Source organism: Streptomyces sp. NPDC012510 (assembly GCF_042955065.1).
In the GTDB taxonomy this organism is placed as follows: Bacteria; Actinomycetota; Actinomycetes; order Streptomycetales; family Streptomycetaceae; genus Streptomyces.
In genome coordinates this window covers 87,287-104,927 of sequence record NZ_JBIBEN010000024.1, presented here as the reverse complement: position 1 = coordinate 104,927, position 17,641 = coordinate 87,287, and the positions used below count along the sequence as shown (strand labels likewise).

At 70.2% G+C, this 17,641-nt stretch carries 16 protein-coding genes; 8 read left to right on the top strand and 8 right to left on the bottom strand.

The features are described from left to right. Window positions 1-16 precede the first annotated feature (16 nt). The 3 genes from ACFY9I_RS34390 to ACFY9I_RS34380 are packed head-to-tail and all read left to right on the top strand — an operon-like array spanning window position 17 to window position 3,484. Complete coding sequence (locus ACFY9I_RS34390; RefSeq protein WP_391008804.1) at window positions 17-1,009, top strand: ABC transporter permease subunit; 993 nt, start codon at window positions 17-19, stop codon at window positions 1,007-1,009. Next, window positions 1,006-1,869, top strand: coding sequence for an ABC transporter permease subunit (locus ACFY9I_RS34385; protein WP_391008801.1), 864 nt, complete (start codon window positions 1,006-1,008; stop codon window positions 1,867-1,869). Before ACFY9I_RS34390 ends, ACFY9I_RS34385 begins: the two co-directional genes overlap by 4 nt. Before the next feature lie 7 nt (window positions 1,870-1,876). Continuing rightward, window positions 1,877-3,484 carry a glycoside hydrolase family 3 N-terminal domain-containing protein gene (locus tag ACFY9I_RS34380; protein ID WP_391008798.1) on the top strand — a complete coding sequence of 536 codons (1,608 nt, stop codon included), beginning with the start codon at window positions 1,877-1,879 and terminating at the stop codon, window positions 3,482-3,484. 100 nt (window positions 3,485-3,584) lie between these two features. On the opposite strand, the gene nagB is transcribed toward ACFY9I_RS34380, so the two are convergent. Next, the gene (gene nagB / locus ACFY9I_RS34375) at window positions 3,585-4,370 is read right to left on the bottom strand and encodes a glucosamine-6-phosphate deaminase (protein ID WP_391008795.1); all 786 of its coding nucleotides are present in this window, start codon (window positions 4,368-4,370) and stop codon (window positions 3,585-3,587) included. Between the two features lie 579 nt (window positions 4,371-4,949). Between nagB and ACFY9I_RS34370 the strand changes: the two genes are divergently transcribed. Then, window positions 4,950-6,416 carry a histidine kinase N-terminal domain-containing protein gene (locus tag ACFY9I_RS34370; RefSeq protein WP_391008942.1) on the top strand — a complete coding sequence of 489 codons (1,467 nt, stop codon included), beginning with the start codon at window positions 4,950-4,952 and terminating at the stop codon, window positions 6,414-6,416. Window positions 6,417-6,608: 192 nt separating this feature from the next. Here the strand turns inward: ACFY9I_RS34370 and ACFY9I_RS34365 are convergent, their stop codons facing one another. Both ACFY9I_RS34365 and ACFY9I_RS34360 read right to left on the bottom strand, forming a co-directional pair. Beyond that, window positions 6,609-6,866 (bottom strand): WhiB family transcriptional regulator, encoded by a 258-nt coding sequence (locus ACFY9I_RS34365; protein ID WP_003992873.1) that lies wholly within the window; start codon window positions 6,864-6,866, stop codon window positions 6,609-6,611. A 319-nt stretch (window positions 6,867-7,185) separates the two neighbouring features. Then, window positions 7,186-8,157: a diacylglycerol kinase family protein gene (locus tag ACFY9I_RS34360; RefSeq protein WP_391008792.1), complete on the bottom strand. Its 972-nt coding sequence runs from the start codon at window positions 8,155-8,157 to the stop codon at window positions 7,186-7,188. A 121-nt stretch (window positions 8,158-8,278) separates the two neighbouring features. On the opposite strand from ACFY9I_RS34360, the gene ACFY9I_RS34355 reads away from it, so the two are divergent. Then, the gene (locus ACFY9I_RS34355; RefSeq protein ID WP_391008789.1) at window positions 8,279-8,722 is read left to right on the top strand and encodes a hypothetical protein; all 444 of its coding nucleotides are present in this window, start codon (window positions 8,279-8,281) and stop codon (window positions 8,720-8,722) included. A 223-nt stretch (window positions 8,723-8,945) separates the two neighbouring features. On the opposite strand, the gene ACFY9I_RS34350 is transcribed toward ACFY9I_RS34355, so the two are convergent. The 3 genes from ACFY9I_RS34350 to ACFY9I_RS34340 form a co-directional block, all read right to left on the bottom strand. Next, the gene (locus tag ACFY9I_RS34350; protein WP_391008786.1) at window positions 8,946-10,094 is read right to left on the bottom strand and encodes a SigB/SigF/SigG family RNA polymerase sigma factor; all 1,149 of its coding nucleotides are present in this window, start codon (window positions 10,092-10,094) and stop codon (window positions 8,946-8,948) included. Next, the gene (locus ACFY9I_RS34345; protein WP_033525425.1) at window positions 10,091-10,504 is read right to left on the bottom strand and encodes an anti-sigma regulatory factor; all 414 of its coding nucleotides are present in this window, start codon (window positions 10,502-10,504) and stop codon (window positions 10,091-10,093) included. Before ACFY9I_RS34345 ends, ACFY9I_RS34350 begins: the two co-directional genes overlap by 4 nt. A gap of 326 nt (window positions 10,505-10,830) precedes the next feature. After that, window positions 10,831-11,091, bottom strand: coding sequence for a UBP-type zinc finger domain-containing protein (locus tag ACFY9I_RS34340; protein WP_391008783.1), 261 nt, complete (start codon window positions 11,089-11,091; stop codon window positions 10,831-10,833). 60 nt (window positions 11,092-11,151) lie between these two features. On the opposite strand from ACFY9I_RS34340, the gene ACFY9I_RS34335 reads away from it, so the two are divergent. Beyond that, window positions 11,152-12,747: a Na+/H+ antiporter gene (locus ACFY9I_RS34335; RefSeq protein WP_391008780.1), complete on the top strand. Its 1,596-nt coding sequence runs from the start codon at window positions 11,152-11,154 to the stop codon at window positions 12,745-12,747. 8 nt (window positions 12,748-12,755) lie between these two features. Here ACFY9I_RS34335 and ACFY9I_RS34330 read toward each other — a convergent pair whose 3' ends face one another. Together ACFY9I_RS34330 and ACFY9I_RS34325 are read right to left on the bottom strand one after the other, a co-directional pair. Further along, window positions 12,756-13,679: a pyridoxal-phosphate dependent enzyme gene (locus ACFY9I_RS34330; protein WP_391008777.1), complete on the bottom strand. Its 924-nt coding sequence runs from the start codon at window positions 13,677-13,679 to the stop codon at window positions 12,756-12,758. 53 nt (window positions 13,680-13,732) lie between these two features. Continuing rightward, complete coding sequence (locus ACFY9I_RS34325; RefSeq protein ID WP_391008774.1) at window positions 13,733-14,323, bottom strand: N-acetylmuramoyl-L-alanine amidase; 591 nt, start codon at window positions 14,321-14,323, stop codon at window positions 13,733-13,735. A 295-nt stretch (window positions 14,324-14,618) separates the two neighbouring features. Between ACFY9I_RS34325 and ACFY9I_RS34320 the strand changes: the two genes are divergently transcribed. Both ACFY9I_RS34320 and ACFY9I_RS34315 read left to right on the top strand, forming a co-directional pair. Continuing rightward, window positions 14,619-16,025, top strand: coding sequence for a family 2B encapsulin nanocompartment shell protein (locus ACFY9I_RS34320; RefSeq protein WP_391008771.1), 1,407 nt, complete (start codon window positions 14,619-14,621; stop codon window positions 16,023-16,025). A 123-nt stretch (window positions 16,026-16,148) separates the two neighbouring features. Continuing rightward, complete coding sequence (locus ACFY9I_RS34315; protein WP_391008768.1) at window positions 16,149-17,492, top strand: family 2 encapsulin nanocompartment cargo protein polyprenyl transferase; 1,344 nt, start codon at window positions 16,149-16,151, stop codon at window positions 17,490-17,492. Window positions 17,493-17,641 lie beyond the last annotated feature (149 nt).

Here is a 17,641-nt window from a genome sequence, read left to right as displayed (position 1 = left end):
GTCTTAGGAGCGCGCGATGAGTGCCGCAGATACGACTGCCCCTACGAAGGTGCCGCCCGCGCGGTCCGTGCCGCCACCGCCTTCGCCGGCGGTCACCAAGGAGCGGGCCACACGTTCGGTGGGCGGAGCCGCCGTCCCCTGGGCCCTGCTGGCCCCCTGTCTGCTGATTCTCGCCGTCGTCCTCGGCTATCCGCTGGTCCGGCTGGTCACCCTGTCCTTCCAGAAGTTCGGCCAGTCCCAGTTGTGGGGTTTCCAGCCCGCGGAGTCGGTCGGCTTCGACAACTTCTCCGAAGTGCTGGGCGACAGCGAGTTCTGGACGGTCGTCGTCCGGACCATCGTCTTCGCCGCCGCCTGCGTCGTCTTCACGATGGTCATCGGCATGGCGATCGCCCTGCTGCTCCAGCGGGTCTCCGGCTGGGTGAAGACGCTCATCAACATCGCGCTGGTGGCGAGTTGGGGCATGCCGATCATCGTGGCCACCACCGTCTTCAAGTGGCTCTTCGACTCCGACTACGGCATCTTCAACGCGCTGCTCAGCAAGCTCCCCGGCGTCGACATGATCGGCCACAACTGGTTCGCCGGCGGCCCCGAGGGCCTGGCCGTCATCACCCTGCTCGTGGTGTGGGGCGCGGTGCCGTTCGTCGTCATCACCCTCAGCGCCGGACTCACCCAGGTCCCCAAGGAACTGGAGGAGGCCGCCCGCCTGGACGGCGCCGGCGCGTGGGGCGTGTTCCGCTACGTCACCCTGCCCATCCTCAAGCCGATCATCGTGATGCTCACGACCCTCTCGGTCATCTGGGACATGGGCGTCTTCCCCCAGGTCTTCGTGATGCGCAACGGCCACCCGGAGGCCGAGTTCCAGTTGCTCACCACCTACTCGTACGACAAGGCCTTCGTGGTCAACGACTACGCGCAGGGCTCGGCCATCGCACTGCTGACCGTGCTGTTGCTGCTCGGTGTGATCGGGGTCTACATGCGCCAGATGCTGAAGATCGGAGAAGTCGAATGAGCGGCACCAACGTGATCGCCACCACGGGAAGCCGCTCGGGGCGCCGCAGGTCGAAGCTTGGCTGGAACCTGCTGGGCCTCCTCGTCTTCGTCACCGCCGGCTTCCCCGTCTACTGGATGCTGAACACGGCGTTCAAACCGGCCAAGGACGCGATCGACCCGGATCCGAGCCTCCTGCCGACCTCGCTCACCTTCTCCAACTTCGGCCGGGCACTGGATATCGCCGACTTCTGGGGCCCGGTCGGCCGCAGCCTCGTGGTTTCCCTCACGGTCGTCGTGATCGGCGTCGCCGTCGGCATGCTGGCCGCCCTGGCCATCTCCCGCTTCGCCTTCCGCGGTCGGAAGGTCGTCATCGTCGGCATCCTGGCGGTCCAGATGGTGCCGCTGGTCGCCATGATCATCCCGGTCTTCCTGCTCCTGAACGACCTGGGCCAGTACGACCGCCTCACCGGCCTGATCATCACCTATCTGACCTTCATCCTCCCGTTCACGGTGTGGACGCTGCGCGGCTTCATCGTCAACATCCCGCGCGAACTGGAGGAGGCGGCCATGGTCGACGGGTGCTCCCGCACCACCGCCTTCCTGAGGGTGGTGTTCCCCCTGCTCGCGCCGGGCATGGTCGCGACCTCGGTCTATGGCTTCATCCAGGCGTGGAACGAGTACCTCTACGCCCTGATGCTGATGAGCCAGCAGAACCAGACGGCGACCGTCTGGCTGAGCAACTTCACCACCAAGCACGGCACCGAATACGCCCCGATGATGGCCGGATCCACCATGATGGCCGTGCCGATCGTCGTCCTCTTCCTCCTCGTCCAGCGCAAAATGGCCGCGGGCCTCACCGCGGGTGCCGTGAAGGGATGACCCACCGATGACGACATTCGCCACTGGCTCGGACACACTCACCCGGGACGCGCTGACCGTCCTCCAGCCCGGCTTCACCGGCACCACCGCCCCCGACTGGCTGCTGCGCCGCCTCGGCGAGGGCCTCGCCTCCGTCGGCCTCTTCGGCCGCAACATCACCTCGCCCGGCCAACTGGCCGCCCTCACCGCCCGGTTGCGCGCCGAGCACGAGGACGTACTGGTCGCGATCGACGAGGAGGGCGGCGACGTCACCCGCCTGGAGGTCCGCACCGGTTCCTCCTTTCCAGGCAACCACGCCCTGGGCGCGGTCGACGACGTGGACCTGACCAGGGAGGTCGCCTTCGCGCTCGGCCACCGTCTGGCGGGGTGCGGCGTCAACTTCAACTGGGCGCCCTCCGCCGACGTCAACTCGAACCCGGACAACCCCGTCATCGGCGTCCGTTCCTTCGGCGCCGACCCCGACCTGGTCGCCCGTCACACGGCCGCCTACATCACCGGTCTGCAGGCCGCGGGCGTCGCCGCCTGCACCAAGCACTTCCCGGGCCACGGTGACACCGCCGTCGACTCCCACCTCTCCCTGCCCCGCATCGACGCGGACCGCGCGCTTGTGGACTCCCGCGACCTGGCCCCGTTCCGCGCCGCCATCAGTGCCGGGTCGCGCGCGATGATGAGCGCCCACATCCTGGTCCCCGCCCTGGACCCCGACCGCCCGGCAACGTTGTCGCGCGGCATCCTCACCGGACTCCTCCGCGGCGAGCTCGGCTACGACGGCCTCATCGTCACCGACGGCATGGAGATGCGGGCCATCGCCGGGACCTACGGCATCGAACACGGCAGCGTCCTCGCCCTCGCCGCCGGAGCCGACGCCATCTGCGTCGGCGGCGGCCTGGCCGACGACGAGACCGTCCGCCGCCTCCGCGACGCCCTCGTCGCCGCGGTCCGCTCCGGCGAACTGCCGGAGGAGCGCCTCGCGGACGCGGCCGACCGGGTCCGCGCCCTGGCGAAGTGGACGAGGTCGGCGACCGGTGGAGCGGGGGAGAGCACCGGTGCCGGTGCCCGGGCCGGTGGGGGCGCGGGTGCAGGGACGGGCCGCGAGGCGGTCGGAGGGCACGGCGCGCTCCGGGAGAGCGGGGAGGCCGAGGGCATCGAGGAGCTGGGCGGCACCGGCACGGGCGTCGGACTCGTGGCCGCCCGCCGCGCCCTCACGACGACACACGTGGAGCCCTACATGCCGCCCACTCAGCCCCTGTACGTCGCGGCCTTCGCCGCCGTGGCGAACATCGCGGTCGGCGACGAGACCCCGTGGGGTGTCGGCGCCGAGCTGGCCCGCTTCCTCCCGGGCACCGAGACGGGCACTTTCGCGGGCGACAGCGCCGGCGCCTCCGCCCTGGCGGTCGCCGGCACCCGCCGTATCGTCGCCGTCGTCCGCGACGAACACCGGCACCCGTGGATGACCACCGCCCTCGACGCCCTCCTCGCCACCCGCCCCGACACCATCGTCGTCGAGATGGGCATCCCCCAGGCCCCGCCCCGAGGCTCCCTCCACATCGCGACACATGGCGCGGCGAGGGTGTGCGGACGGGCGGCGGCGGAGGTCATCGCAGGGGTCCGGTAGGGCGTCGGACGTTCCCCCAGCCACAGGCGTGGTGACACAGGGGCGCCACGGCCCGCGTCTCCACCGGGCCGTGGCGCCCCACAGGCGTCCTCCGGTCGCTTCAGATCCCCTGCCAGTCCGGCTTGTTGCGGTACGTGTGCCGGAAGTAGTCCGCCAGCTTCAGCTTCGACGCGGCGCCCTCGTCCACCACCACGGTCGCGTGCGGGTGGAGCTGCAGCGCGGAAGCCGGGCAGACCGCCGCGACCGGCCCCTCCACGGTCGCCGCGACGGCGTCCGCCTTGCCCTCGCCCGTGGCGAGCAGCACCAGATGCCGGGCCTCCAGGATCGTGCCGATGCCCTGGGTGACGACATGGTGCGGCACCTGATCGATGTCGCCGTCGAAGAACCGCGCGTTGTCGATCCGGGTCTGCTCGGTCAGCGTCTTGATCCGTGTCCGGGAGGCGAGCGAGGAGCACGGCTCGTTGAATCCGATGTGCCCGTCGGTCCCGATACCGAGCACCTGCAGATCCACGCCGCCCGCCTCGGCCAACGCCCTGTCGTACGCCGCGCACGCCCCCGGCACGTCCTCGGCGGTCCCGTCGGGTCCCATGAACGCGTCCATGCCGAGCCCCAGCGGCTCCAGCACCTCGCGCCGCAGCACCGAGCGGTACGACTCGGGGTGCTCGGCCGGCAGCCCCACGTACTCGTCGAGCTGCGCGATCCGCGCCCGCGAGACATCCACGGCACCGGACCGCACCTTGGCCGTCAGAGACTGGTAGACGGGCAGGGGGGTCGATCCCGTGGCCACGCCGAGCAGGGCATCGGGCTTCCGCCGGAGCAACCGGGCCATCGCCTCGGCTATGAGCTCGCCAGCCGCCTCGGCATCCGGAACGATGACAACTTCCACGCTGGGCCTGCCGATCTGGAGAAGGGGTGACGCGAGGGGACCTGGAGGACGTATGTGGTTTAGACCAATCTAGCAGAGGGGGCTTCGGGTGGGTATGCCCGTCCTCTCCCTCACCTTCCGGCCCACCCCCTGCCGAAGCGGGCTACCCTGCGAGTGAGCCGTCGGCGGATACCCGGGCAGGGGAACAACAACAAACATCCGCCAACGCATGGACACACGCAGTGGTCTAGTCAACAATGCGTGGTAGGGAATGTGATCGATCAGCGGTCCCGACCGCGGCGATCACGCATCGACAACACGAGCCTCCGCCTTCCCCGCACAGGAAGGCGGACCGAGGACCCGGCGCTCTCTGCCCTGACTGCTCCGGATCCTCATCCTTCGGCCGACCGGGACCGCACACCCCACGGCCGATATTGCTCCGGGCTGCGGTGCCGGGAGGGTTGAGGGTCCCTCTCAGGCGCCGCGGCCCGCGGGTGTTCTCCGGCCGGGTCGCGCGGTTCCCGCGTCGCAATTCCGGACGGCGCACCACTGTTTCCGGTCATGTCCGTACCGCCAGGTACGCTCGCACACGTGCCCTCCATGAACGAACTCGTCCGCCAGCACACCGCGCTCAGCGACTCCGACCTGGAGTGGCTGCATCTGCTGGTGTCGGAGTGGCAGCTCCTCTCCGACCTCTCCTTCGCCGACCTCGTCCTCTGGGTCCCCACGCGTGACGGCACCCGCTATGTCTCCGTGGCCCAGATGCGCCCCAACACCGGCCCCACCTCGTACCAGGACGACATGGTCGGCCACCTGGTCCCGCGCGGTCGCCGTCCCCTCCTGGACGTCGCCCTCGACGAGGGCCGCATCGCCCGCGAGGGCGACCCGGAGTGGCGTGAGGAGGTGCCGGTACGGGTCGAGTCCATCCCCGTGAGCAGGGAGGGCCGTGTCCTCGGTGTCATCGCGCGCAACACCAATCTGCTGACCGTGCGGACCCCGAGCCGACTGGAGCTGACGTATCTCCAGAGCGCGTCCGACCTGGCCCAGATGATCGCGGTCGGAGCCTTTCCGTTCCCCGACCAGCAGGTCGACATGGATGCCTCACCCCGGGTCGGTGACGGCCTGATCAGGCTCGACGCCGACGGCATCGTCCAGTACGCCTCCCCGAACGCCCTCTCCGCGTACCACCGCCTCGGCCTCGCCGCCGACCTCGTCGGCTGCCACCTCGGCCGTACGACCGCTGAACTCGCCCCCTCCCGGGGTCCGGTGGACGAGGCGCTGGCCAAGGTGGCGAGCGGATGGGCGCCGCGCGAGTTCGAGATCGAGTCCAGCGACGGGGTCATCCAGTTCCGTGCGATCCCCCTCAAGCCCAAGGGCCCGCGCATCGGTTCGCTGGTGCTGTTGCGTGACGTGACGGAACTGCGGCGCCGTGAGCGCGAGTTGATCACCAAGGATGCGACCATCCGGGAGATCCACCACCGGGTGAAGAACAACCTCCAGACCGTCGCCGCGCTGCTGCGTCTCCAGGCCCGCCGGATCGAGTCCGAGCGCGGCCGGGAAGCGCTCGAGGAGGCCGTACGACGGGTCGGGTCGATCGCGATCGTCCATGAGACGCTGTCCCAGAATCTGGACGAGCGGGTGGAGTTCGACGAGATCGCCGACCGGGTGCTCGCCATGGTCGCCGAGATCTCGCCGGGCAAGGTCACCGGCCGGCGCTCCGGGCGCTTCGGCATCCTGGACGCGGAGGTCGCGACCCCGCTCTCCATGGTTCTCACCGAGATCCTGCAGAACGCACTCGAACACGGCTTCCGCGAGGGCGACACCGGAAACGTCGAGGTCTCGGCGGTACGCGGCGGCACCACCAAGGAGACCCGTCTCCTCGTCACCGTCCAGGACGACGGCGTCGGTCTCCCCGAGGGCTTCGACCCGCACCGCTCGGGCAACCTCGGCCTGCAGATCGTACGGACGCTGGTCGAAGGGGAGTTGGGCGGGACCTTCGACATGGTCCCGGCCCCCGAGCGCGGCACCCAGGTGATCCTCGACATCCCGGTACGCGCCCAGAAGTAGCGCCGGCGCTCCCGGTTCCCACCACAGACGTCGTACGTCGGCACAGCACTGAGCCCCGGACCATCGTGTGGTCCGGGGCTCAGGCTCGTGGCTGATTAAGCGCACCGGGGGCACTGCGCGCTGCGGCTCGGGGGCGGGAGAAGCGCACTCGCTGTGCGCGCCGCCAAGCTCAGGCTATTGCTGGGTGGGATGTCAGGCGGATGCCTGACGGGCCCGGTTGCGGGCGGCGCGGCGCTTCATGGCGCGGCGCTCGTCCTCGCTGAGACCACCCCAGACGCCGGAGTCCTGGCCGGACTCAAGCGCCCACTGCAGACACTGCTCGATAACCGGGCAGCGACGGCAGACAGCCTTGGCTTCCTCGATCTGCAGCAGCGCAGGACCGGTGTTGCCGATGGGGAAGAAGAGCTCGGGGTCTTCCTCGCGGCAAACGGCGTTGTGACGCCAGTCCATGGCTGCTACCTCTCCTTGGTATTACATGCACGTTAGCTTGTGAATGTGAACGCTTTCACGAATCCCTCAACAAGTGAAGGGCCGATCACCAGACGGACTGGTGTGGTCCTGTGGATTGAGGAGGGGTTCTGGCGCTTGCTTGAGCCGGTGTTGCGGGCTGTCCGGAGCGCCACGTAGAGACTCGCAAACCTCGGCGGCGGATACAACCCCTTCCGGAAAGTTTTTTTTGATTCCTCGGTGTCGACTGTGTCACAGCCGTACTTCCATGGGGTGGACCCTGGCCTAAACGTTCGAGTGGAAGGACTTTTGCCCGTTCCGCTCACACAATCACACGCAGTGCACGGCGTACGCCTGTGAACGTCACGCTCGTTCGCAGTCCGAGGTGGTCGCCGTCCATCTGAAGGGGGAGGGGCGCCTTCGAATGCAAGGTGAAGTCGGTCAGGTCGTGCAGGGTGGTGGCGTGCTTGCCCTGGGGGCCACGCTCGGGGGACGAAGTGAGCAACTGCGTGCCATATCGGGCGAGCGCGGGCGTCGACATGCGGCTGAGACCGAGCACGTCGAGACCTTTGTCGAACGAGGCCTTAGGCGAGGCGTACACCGGGCGATTGCCCAGAAACGTCCACGGGGACGTGTTGCAGACTATGGACAGCACAAGATCGGAAATGGGGTCCTCGTCGGCCCGCTCCAAAGTGATCGTGCCGAGTCTGCGGTGGGGCTCTTCCAGAAACTGCCGGAAAGCCTGACGCAGGTAAAGAGCGTGTGTGGATTTCCGTCCCCGCTCTCGCTGTTGCTCGACCCGGCCGATCACACCCGCGTCGAATCCCAGGCCGGCGCAGAAGGTGAACCAGCGGGACGGCACCGTCTCGTCCTCCGTGCCCCGGGTGCCGGAGGCCATGCCCAGGCCGACCGTCCGCTCCCGGCTCTCGCGCAGGGCGTCGAGGAGGACGCCGGTGGCCTCCACCGGGTGGTTGGGAAGCCCCAGGGCGCGGGCGAAGACATTGGTGGAGCCGCCGGGGACGACGGCGAGGCGGGGGAGTCGGTCGGGGTCGGGGCCGTGGTGCAGCAGGCCGTTGACGACCTCGTTGACCGTGCCGTCGCCGCCGAGCGCGACGACCAGCTCGACGTCCCCCTTGCCTTCGGCGGCCTGGCGGGCGAGGTCCCGGGCGTGCCCGCGGTACTCGGTGGTGACCGCTTCCAGCTTCATCTCGCTCGCGAGCGCGTGGATCAGCACATCGCGCGTACGTGCGCTTGTGGTGGTTGCCGCCGGATTGACCACGAGAAGTGCACGCATGGGTTGCAGCGTACCTACTGGGTGGTACTCGGCCCATACCGAGGTGGAGATCAAGGGGGAGATCAGGGAGTGACGATGCGCACGTGGGGGCGCGCGAAGGGGCGACGGCTACCCTTCAGGGGTGAGTTCTGAGCAGATCCCCACGCCGGACACCTCCGACGCCGAGCCCCGCCCCGGGCGGCTGACCGCCGCGGCGGCGCTGGCCGCGCTGGAGGGGGCGGCCCTGCTGGTGGGCGGGGGCGCCATGCTGGTGCTGGGCTTCACCGGCGACTCGGACGACCTGAGCACCGGTGTCACCGGAGGCATCACGCTCATCGCGCTGGCCCTGCTGCCGCTGATCGCGGCGCGAGGGCTGTTGCTGCGGCGGAGCTGGAGCCGGGGACCCGCCGTGATCACGCAGATCATGGCGCTGCCGGTGGCCTACAACCTGTTGCGGGCGGACAGCGTGGCGATCCCGGCGGGGATCGTGCTGGCCGTCGTCGCGGTGACCGCGCTGGTGCTGCTGATCAATCCCGCGACGACCCGGGCTCTCGGGATCCAGGGGCCGGGCCGGGTGGAGGAGTAGGTGGAGCCGGTCGGGCGGAGGGAGTAGGCGGTAGCCGGTCGGGCGGAGGGAGTAGGCGGTAGCCGGTCGGGCGGACCGGCACCTTCGCCACTCCCGTCGGCCACTCCTCGACGAGACCCGACGGCCGCCCTTCGACGAGGCCTCCCGACTGCTCCCGACGAGGCCCTTGCCGGCTACTCCGCGACGAGGCCCCGCCGGTTACTCCGCGACGAGGCCCCGTCGGCTACTCCTCGACGAGCAGTTTCTCCCGGAGCTGTGCCAAGGTCCTCGCCAACAGGCGGGAGACGTGCATCTGGGAGATGCCGACCTCCTGGGCGATCTGCGACTGGGTCATGTTGCCGAAGAAGCGCAGCAGCAGGATGCGCTTCTCGCGCGGCGGGAGGTCCTCCAGCAGCGGCTTCAGGGACTCCCGGTACTCGACACCCTCCAGGGCCTCGTCCTCGGCGCCCAGGGTGTCCGCGACGGCCGGGGACTCGTCGTCGGTGTCGGGGACGTCCAGGGAGAGGGTGGAGTAGGCGTTGGCCGACTCCAGGCCCTCCAGGACCTCCTCCTCCGAGATGGCCAGCTTCTCGGCCAGCTCGTGCACCGTCGGGGAGCGGCCGTGCTGCTGGGACAGCTCGGCCGTGGCCGTGGTCAGCGCCAGGCGCAGTTCCTGTAGCCGGCGCGGCACCCGCACCGCCCAGCCCTTGTCGCGGAAGTGCCGCTTGATCTCGCCGACGACCGTCGGGGTCGCGTATGTGGAGAACTCCACACCGCGGTCCGGGTCGAAGCGGTCGACCGACTTGATCAGGCCGATGGTGGCGACCTGCGTCAGGTCGTCCAGCGGCTCGCCGCGGTTGCGGAACCGGCGCGCGAGGTGCTCCACGAGCGGCAGGTGCATCCTGACCAGCCGGTTGCGCAGCTCCGCGTACTCGGCACTGCCCTCCGGCAGGGCGCGCAGCTCCACGAACAGGGCTCGCGCCCCGCTGCGGTCCTGAGGGACGTGCTGCGTGCTTCGCACGCTCTGCGCGCCCGCCTCGTCGTGTCGCTCGTGCTCGCTCATAGTCCCGCCCGCCGTCACCGTTCCCCCAGCTCTCGACTGTGCGCGAGCGGGGGAGGCCCCAGTCCGCCCTCGTGAGGGCGTGGTGCTCCGTAGGGCACCCTCCGGATCCCTGCGCCCTTCGGAGGGCGTCTCGTCGCCGGCCGGCTCGCTCCACCGAGACGCTCCGGCCGTCGCCACGGAGTCGTCCTCCGGGTGCGGCCGGGCCTGCTCGGGGATGCCGTCGACGCCGTCCGCGAGATGCGCCGGCCCGCTCGGACCGCCGTCTTCCTCCGCGGGCAGTTCCCGTGTGCCGCGTTCTTCGTCCCGCACCGGCCCGTCCCCGTTCCTCACGCCGGCCCGGGTCCGGCGCCGCGCTGTTTGTAGAGGCTGATCGAAACGGTTTTGTCGTCGGCCACCGCGGAGGAGACCTTGCCCGCCAGGGCCGACAACACGGTCCAGGCGAAGGTGTCACGCGAGGGGGCGTGGCCGTCCGTGGTGGGGGCCGAGACCGTGACCTCCAGCGAATCGTCGACCAGACGGAAGACACAGCTGAGCACCGAGCCGGGCACGGCCTGCTGTAGCAGGATCGCGCAGGCCTCGTCGACCGCGATGCGCAAATCCTCGATCTCGTCGAGGGTGAAGTCCAAACGGGCCGCGAGGCCGGCCGTCGCCGTACGCAGCACCGACAGGTAGGCACCCGCGGCCGGCAGCCGGACTTCCACGAAGTCCTGGGTCCCGGGCTCGCCTGCGATCTGGGACACCCTCACCTCCAAGGTGGTACAAGCTTTTTCGGGGGCCGAGGGTCGCCCCCCGGGGTAACGCGCTACGTGGTTCAGCGGTGACGCTATCGCGCCTCAGAGCGCCGTGTCCTCGGGGTCCCGAGGACCCCACCCCATGTTGTCACTCATAGTAAGCCCATGAATACGCTCGGTGGCTAGGGGTCTGCGGGACTCAAATAGGAAGAGCGCGCGCCGGATTGACGTACCCAGGCGTCCGGCTGCCGAACCTTGTCGCACGAGTACGTCGACGTGTCCCGGGGTGGCATGGTTCCGTCGTGCGATGTCGCGGACGTGTTCGGCCTGGTCGTTCAGACGAGTACATGGTCGACGAAGCACCAGCGCCAGCTCTCGCCCGCCTCGAACGTGCGCATGATGGGATGGCCGCTCTCCTTGTGGTGCGCGGTCGCGTGTCGCATCGGCGAGGAGTCGCAGCAACCGACGTGCCCGCACTCCAGGCACATCCGCAACTGCACCGGGTGGTTCCCCGAGGCCAGGCACTCCGAGCAGGTTTCGCTGAGGGGTACGGGTTCGGGGTGCGGCAGCGCGTCCGTGTGCGTGCACTGTTTCATGACTGCCAGGTTACGACGGGTGCGCGAAAGCTCGCGCGGAAACGAAGGCGGCGGAGAGCGATGCACTTCTTGCCCTTGCTGTTGCTGGTCGCAGGGAGCGCGACGGTCGCCGGAGCCGCCCGGCGCACGCCGGTGCCCGCCCCGCTGCTGCTGGTGGCCGTGGGGCTCGCGGTGTCGTACCTGCCGGGCGTGCCGCACTACGAACTCGATCCCGAGATCGTGCTGCCGCTGATCCTGCCCCCGCTGCTGTACACGGCCGCCGGTGACAGCTCCTACCTCGATCTGCGGGCCCAACTGCGGCCCGTGGCGCTGCTGTCGATCGGCTATGTGCTCTTCGCCACCCTCGTCGTCGGATGGGCCGCCTATCTGCTCGTGCCGGGCCTGCCGCTGACCGCCGCGCTGGTGCTCGGCGCCGTGGTGGCGCCGCCCGACGCGGTCGCCGCGACGGCGGTAGCCCGCCAGGTGGGGCTGCCGTCGCGGATCACCACCATCCTGCAGGGCGAGTCGCTGGTGAACGACGCGACCGCGATCACGGCCTACCGGGTGGCCCTCGCGGCCACCGTCGGCGAGGGCGCGAGCTGGGGCGGCGCAACGGTCGACTTCCTGGTGGCGGCGGTCGGCGGCGTGGCGGTGGGTCTGCTGCTCATGGTGCCGATCCACTGGCTGCGCACCCACCTGAGGGAGGCCCTGCTCCAGAACACCCTGTCCCTGCTGATCCCCTTCGTCGCCTACGGCCTCGCCGAGTGGGTCCACGCCTCCGGAGTGCTCGCCGTGGTCGTCGTCGGCCTGTACCTCGGCTACCGCACCTGGCAGGTCGACTTCGCCACCCGCCTCCAGGAGGAGGCCGTCTGGAAGATGGTCGCCTTCCTGCTGGAATCAGCGGTGTTCGCCCTCATCGGACTGCAACTCCCGGTCGTCCTCGAAGGACTGGACGAGTACGAAGGGGCGCGCGCCACCTGGTACGCCGTGGCGATCTTCCTCGTCGTGGTCGCGTCCCGGTTCGTGTGGGTGTATCCGGCGACCTTCCTGCCCCGGATGCTGTCGCGGCGCATCCGGGAACGGGAGCCCGACCCCACCTGGAAGGGGCCTTTCGTGGTCGCCTGGGCCGGGATGCGCGGGGTCGTCTCGCTGGCCATCGCCTTCTCGATCCCGCTCACGGTGAACGGCGGGGACGACTTCCCCGAGCGGAACCTGATCCTCTTCCTGACCTTCACGACGGTCATCGGGACGCTGGTGATCCAAGGGCTGACCCTGCCGCCGCTGATCCGGGTGCTGAAGCTGCCAGGGCGCGACCGGCAGGCCGAGACCCTGGCCGAAGCCAACGCCCAGGCGCAGGCATCCCGGGCCGCCGAGGCCCGCCTGGACGAACTTCTCGCCGACGAGCACAACGAGCTACCGCCGCCCCTCGTCGATCGTCTCCGCACGGTCCTGGAACGACGCCGCAACGCCGTCTGGGAGCGGCTCGGCGCGGTGAACCCGGTGACCGGGGAGAGCGCCGACCACACCTACAGCCGCCTCACCCGGGAGATGATCGGCACCGAACGCGAGGTCTTCGTGAAGCTGCGCGACGGCCGGTACATAGACGACGAGATGCTGCGCACGCTGCTGCGCAGGCTGGACCTGGAGGAGGCGGCGGCCTACCGGGAGGTGTCCTAGAAGGCTGATCAGGAGGCGTCCTCGAACGGGCGGCCCGTGATCACCGCGGCGACCGTCGCCCCGTGCGGGAAGGCGCCCTCCGACGTCAGGGCGACAAGTCCGTAGAGCAACTTGGCGACATAGAGGCGTTCCAGCGGGAGGCCGTGCCGGCTCTCGAAGTCGGCGGCGAAGGCGTCCAGTTCGGGGGTCGTCCGGGCGTAGCCGCCGCAGTGGAAGCGGTCGTCCAGGCGCCAGTCGCCGCGTGGGCCGCCGAAAGCCTGGTCCTGGAGCCGTCGTATCTCCTCTTCGAGGAAGCCGCCCCTGAGGACGGGGACGCCGAGTGTGCGCTGGTCGGGGGCCAGGCCGGCGGCCAGACCGGCAAGGGTGCCGCCGGTACCGCAGGCGATCGCCACCACGTCGGCCCGGCCGCGCAGTTCCAGGCCGAGGTCCAGGCAGCCGCGTACGGCGAGAGGGCTGCTGCCGCCCTCGGGGACGACGTACGCGCCCTCGGCGTCGGCGGCGCGGAGCACGGCGGCCAGGGCGGCCGGGTCCGTCTTGTGGCGATACATCGATCTGTCGACGAAGTGCAACCGCATGCCGTCGGCGGCGCAGCGGGCCAGGGAGGGGTTGAGGGGCCGGTCGGCCAGTTCGTGGCCACGGACCACACCGATGGTGGGCACGCCCAGGAGGCGGCCCGCGGCGGCGGTGGCGCGCAGGTGGTTGGAGTACGCCCCGCCGAAGGTGAGCAACGGACGGCCGGCCGCCGTGCGCAGATGGGGAACCAGTTTGCGCCATTTGTTGCCGATGAGCTGCGGGTGGATCAGGTCGTCGCGCTTGAGGAGCAGCGTGACGCCGTGGCGGGCGAAGCGGTCGTCGGCGACTTCCTGGAGGGGGGACGGCAGCAGGGGGGCCAGCGCCGTCGCGGGGTCGGGGGAGCAGGGGTGGCCGGTCACCTGCCCATTGTCGGACACATGACCGGCCGGCGTCGGGCGCGCCCCGAAGGGCCCTAGTTCAGGCGGGCCCGCACTTGCTCTCTCATCCGCGCCATGGTGAAGCCGCGGGGGTCGACCTTGCCCGGCTGCCACTCGAGATGACCGATGACGGACCGCTGCGTCCAGCCGTGGTGGCGGCAGACGGCGGCGGAGACTCGCGCGATGGCGTCGAGCTGGGCCTCGGGCCAGGGGTCCTGGCCGTCGCCGAGGTTCTCGCACTCGAAGCCGTAGAAGTGGCGGTTGCCGTCGGTGTTGGCCTCGTTGTCCGCCGGCAGGGCCCTCTCGGCGATCACGGCCCGCAGTACGTCGTCGTCGCCGAGACCGGCGTGATTGGCGCGACCGTAACCGACCAGGTGGACCCGGCCGTCCTTGGTGATGACACCGTGGCACAGGGGGCCGGGCAGCCCCGAGTAGCCGTCACGGCAGATACGGACGGTGCGCTCGCTGCCCGAGGTGACGGTGTGGTGGATCATCACCCCGTGCACGGGGCCCCAGGGGCCCTTGTGGTTGCGGTTGTGATGCTCCCAGTCGCCGACCTCGACGACCCGGACGCCCTCGCTCTTCAGGACGGTGAGAAATCTGCCCGCGGACATGGGTGGGGCCATGGCCGACTCCTTTGTGCTGTGCGACGGCAACGGGTCGTGGCCGCCTCGTACGCAGGCTTGTACCGCTGACGCCTTACTGGGGGCCAGTCGACCGCGGGACGCGCGCGTCGATCCGGTCAGATTCGGTTTGGGTGCCGGCCGGCCCCGGCTGGTCGACACAGCCCTCGGACATGCCCAGTTCTCGTAAGATCCATTCCCGCTCTTTCGGGTAATAGCACCGCCACGGTGGGTGCTGGGACGCTGGATCGCGAGATCGGTGACCGCGATATCAGTGCACACCCGGAGGGGAATCCGTATGTCGGTAGGCGAAGAGGTCCGTTCGCAGCAGGACCGGCCGCAGCAGAGTCTCGGCACGGCCGCTGCCCGGAACCTGGCCACCACCACGAAGTCCACGCCCCAGATGCAGGAGATCAGCTCGCGCTGGCTGCTGCGCACCCTGCCGTGGGTGAATGTGCAGGGCGGTACGTACCGGGTGAACAGGCGGCTCACCTACGCGGTCGGCGACGGCCGCGTCACTTTTGTGAAGACCGGCGACCGGGTCGCCGTCATCCCCGCGGAGCTGGGCGAACTGCCGTCCCTGCGGAGTTACGAGGACGTCGAGGTGCTGGGCGAGCTGGCCCAGCGGTGCGAGCAGCGGGAGTTCGCGCCCGGCGATGTGCTGGCCGAGTTCGGCAGTCGGGCCGAGGAGGTGTTTCTGCTCGCGCACGGCAAGGTGGAGAAAATCGGCACCGGCCCGTACGGCGACGACGCGGTCCTCGGCGTGCTGGCCGACGGCGCCTACTTCGGCGACCAGGCGCTGCTCGACGCCGACGCGATCTGGGAGTACACGGCCCGCGCGGTCACCGCGTGCACGGTGCTCGTCCTGCCGCGCCAGGCCGTCGAGCAGATCGCGGAGCGCGCCGAGACCCTGAGCGAGCACTTGCGGGAGCAGCGCGCCATCCCGTCGCAGCGCACCAACAAGTACGGCGAGAAGGAGATCGACCTCGCCGCCGGTCACAGCGGCGAGCCGGACATCCCGCACACCTTCGTCGACTACGAGGCGGCGCCGCGCGAGTACGAACTGAGCGTCGCCCAGACCGTCCTGCGCATCCACACACGCGTGGCCGACCTGTACAACCAGCCGATGAACCAGACCGAGCAGCAGGTCCGGCTCACGGTCGAGGCGCTCAAGGAGCGCCAGGAGCACGAGCTGATCAACAACCGGGAGTTCGGCCTCCTCCACAACTGCGAGTACGACCAGAGGCTCCAGCCGCACGACGGCGTGCCCAGCCCGGACGACCTGGACGAACTGCTCTGCCGTCGCCGGGGCACGAAGCTGCTGCTCGCCCACCCGCGCGCGATCTCCGCGTTCGGCCGCGAACTGAACAAGCGCGGGCTCGTCCCGGAGACCATCGACATCGCCGGGAACCGCATCCCGACCTGGCGCGGCGTACCGATCTACCCGTGCAACAAGATCCCGGTCACCGAGGCCAGGACCACCTCGATCATCGCTATGCGTACCGGCGAGGAGGACCAGGGCGTCATCGGTCTGCGGGCCGCGAACATCCCGGACGAGATCGAGCCCAGCCTGTCCGTGCGTTTCATGGGCATCAACGAACAGGCGATCATCAAGTACCTCGTGACGGCCTACTACTCGGCCGCGGTCCTGGTCCCCGACGCGCTGGGCGTTCTGGAGAACGTCGAGATCGGCCGCTGGCGGTGACCTTGGCCGACCCGATGTCGTGTCCCCGCCCGACAGGGCGGGTACACCCCGGGAGTACGCGCCAGGCGGCCGGGGAACCGCCACCGTCCGCTGACTCTCCGAGGCGATCCCATGGGTGAGTTCATGACGGAGACGAAGCAGAGTCCCGCCGAGATCCTGACCGGCACCACTCTGAACAGCGAGATCCCGGAAGAGCGGAACGCCGTCCCGCTCCCCCCGGAGCCGAGGGTGGCGGAGAACGCCGGGGGCCTCGTGGGCACGGGGGGAGCCGGTGAGCCGGTGAGGGTGGTGGAGTCGGCGCAGGGCGGTGAGGCCGCGGGAGCCGATGAGTCGGCGGAGGCGGTGATGCTGGCGGAGGCCGTGACGTCGGCGAATGGCGTGGATTCGGTGGCGCCGGTGGCTTCTGCCGGTGGTCGGGTGCCGGTCGGTCGGCCGGGGGCGGCTCCGTTCGACGGGCAGGAAGCGGCGGGAATCCTGGAGCAGGCGCGGGTGTCCGTCGACCCCGAACTGCGCCGAGCCGTCGAGTCGTTGCCCGTCTCGATGCGCCGGGTCGCGCGCTACCACTTCGGCTGGGAACGGGCGGACGGCACTCCCGCCACGGGCAACGCGGGCAAGGCGATACGACCCGCCCTGGTCCTCGCCGCGGTCACGGCGCTCGGCGGGCGCGAGTCCGCCGCCGTACGGGCCGCCGCCGCGGTGGAGTTGGTGCACAACTTCACGCTGCTGCACGACGACGTGATGGACCGGGACACCACCCGCAGACACCGGGCCACCGCGTGGACCGTGTTCGGGATCCCCGACGCGATCCTCGCCGGGGACGCGCTGCAGGCCCTGGCCCAGCGGTTGCTCGCCGAGGACCCGCATCCCGCGTCGGCCGCCGCCTCCGCCCGACTCGCGTCCTGTGTCGTCGAACTCTGTGCCGGCCAGCACACGGACACCGAGATGGAGGGGCGCCGGCCGGAAGAGGTCACCCTCGACGAGGTGCTCGCCATGGCCGAGGCGAAGACGGGCGCGCTGCTCGGCTGCGCCTGCGCGCTGGGGGCGCTGTACGCGGGGGCAGGTGAGGAGGACGTCGAGGCCCTCGACGCGTTCGGCCGGGAGGCCGGGCTCGCCTTCCAGCTCATCGACGATGTGATCGGCATCTGGGGCGACCCGAGCCGTACCGGCAAGCCGGCCGGGGCGGATCTCATGGTCCGCAAGAAGTCCCTTCCGGTGGTAGCCGCGCTGGCCTCCGGCACCCCGGAGGCCGCGGAACTCGCCGAGTTGTACGGAGTGCCGTACGAAAAGGGGGATCTGGAGCGTACGGCGCTGGTGGTGGAGCGGGCCGGGGGCCGGGACTGGGCGCAGGTCCAGGCCGCCGACCGGATGGCTCGGGCCATGCATGAGCTGTCTCGCGCGGTGCCGGATCCGGAGTCGGCCGGGGGGCTGCTGGCGTTGGCGGAGTTCGTGACGCGTCGTAGCACCTGAGGCGGCGCCGGGTGGGCGCCGGCCGGATGTCGTCCGGTGTCGGCCGGGTGCCGGGTGATGCTCCGGAGGCCTTGCTGCCGTGTTGACCTGACCCTGCGCGGGGCCGGGCCTTCGGAACGGTGGGTCCCGCACATCCCCACGGTGTGCGG

Coding starts and splice junctions, on each gene's coding strand:
- ACFY9I_RS34380 (WP_391008798.1), top strand. CDS start 1,877: ATGACGACATTCGCCACTGGCTCGGACACACTCACCCGGGACGCGCTG.
- ACFY9I_RS34315 (WP_391008768.1), top strand. CDS start 16,149: ATGACGGAGACGAAGCAGAGTCCCGCCGAGATCCTGACCGGCACCACT.
- ACFY9I_RS34370 (WP_391008942.1), top strand. CDS start 4,950: ATGAACGAACTCGTCCGCCAGCACACCGCGCTCAGCGACTCCGACCTG.
- ACFY9I_RS34365 (WP_003992873.1), bottom strand. CDS start 6,866: ATGGACTGGCGTCACAACGCCGTTTGCCGCGAGGAAGACCCCGAGCTC.
- ACFY9I_RS34320 (WP_391008771.1), top strand. CDS start 14,619: ATGTCGGTAGGCGAAGAGGTCCGTTCGCAGCAGGACCGGCCGCAGCAG.
- ACFY9I_RS34390 (WP_391008804.1), top strand. CDS start 17: ATGAGTGCCGCAGATACGACTGCCCCTACGAAGGTGCCGCCCGCGCGG.
- ACFY9I_RS34385 (WP_391008801.1), top strand. CDS start 1,006: ATGAGCGGCACCAACGTGATCGCCACCACGGGAAGCCGCTCGGGGCGC.
- ACFY9I_RS34340 (WP_391008783.1), bottom strand. CDS start 11,091: ATGAAACAGTGCACGCACACGGACGCGCTGCCGCACCCCGAACCCGTA.
- ACFY9I_RS34360 (WP_391008792.1), bottom strand. CDS start 8,157: ATGCGTGCACTTCTCGTGGTCAATCCGGCGGCAACCACCACAAGCGCA.
- ACFY9I_RS34325 (WP_391008774.1), bottom strand. CDS start 14,323: ATGGCCCCACCCATGTCCGCGGGCAGATTTCTCACCGTCCTGAAGAGC.
- ACFY9I_RS34335 (WP_391008780.1), top strand. CDS start 11,152: ATGCACTTCTTGCCCTTGCTGTTGCTGGTCGCAGGGAGCGCGACGGTC.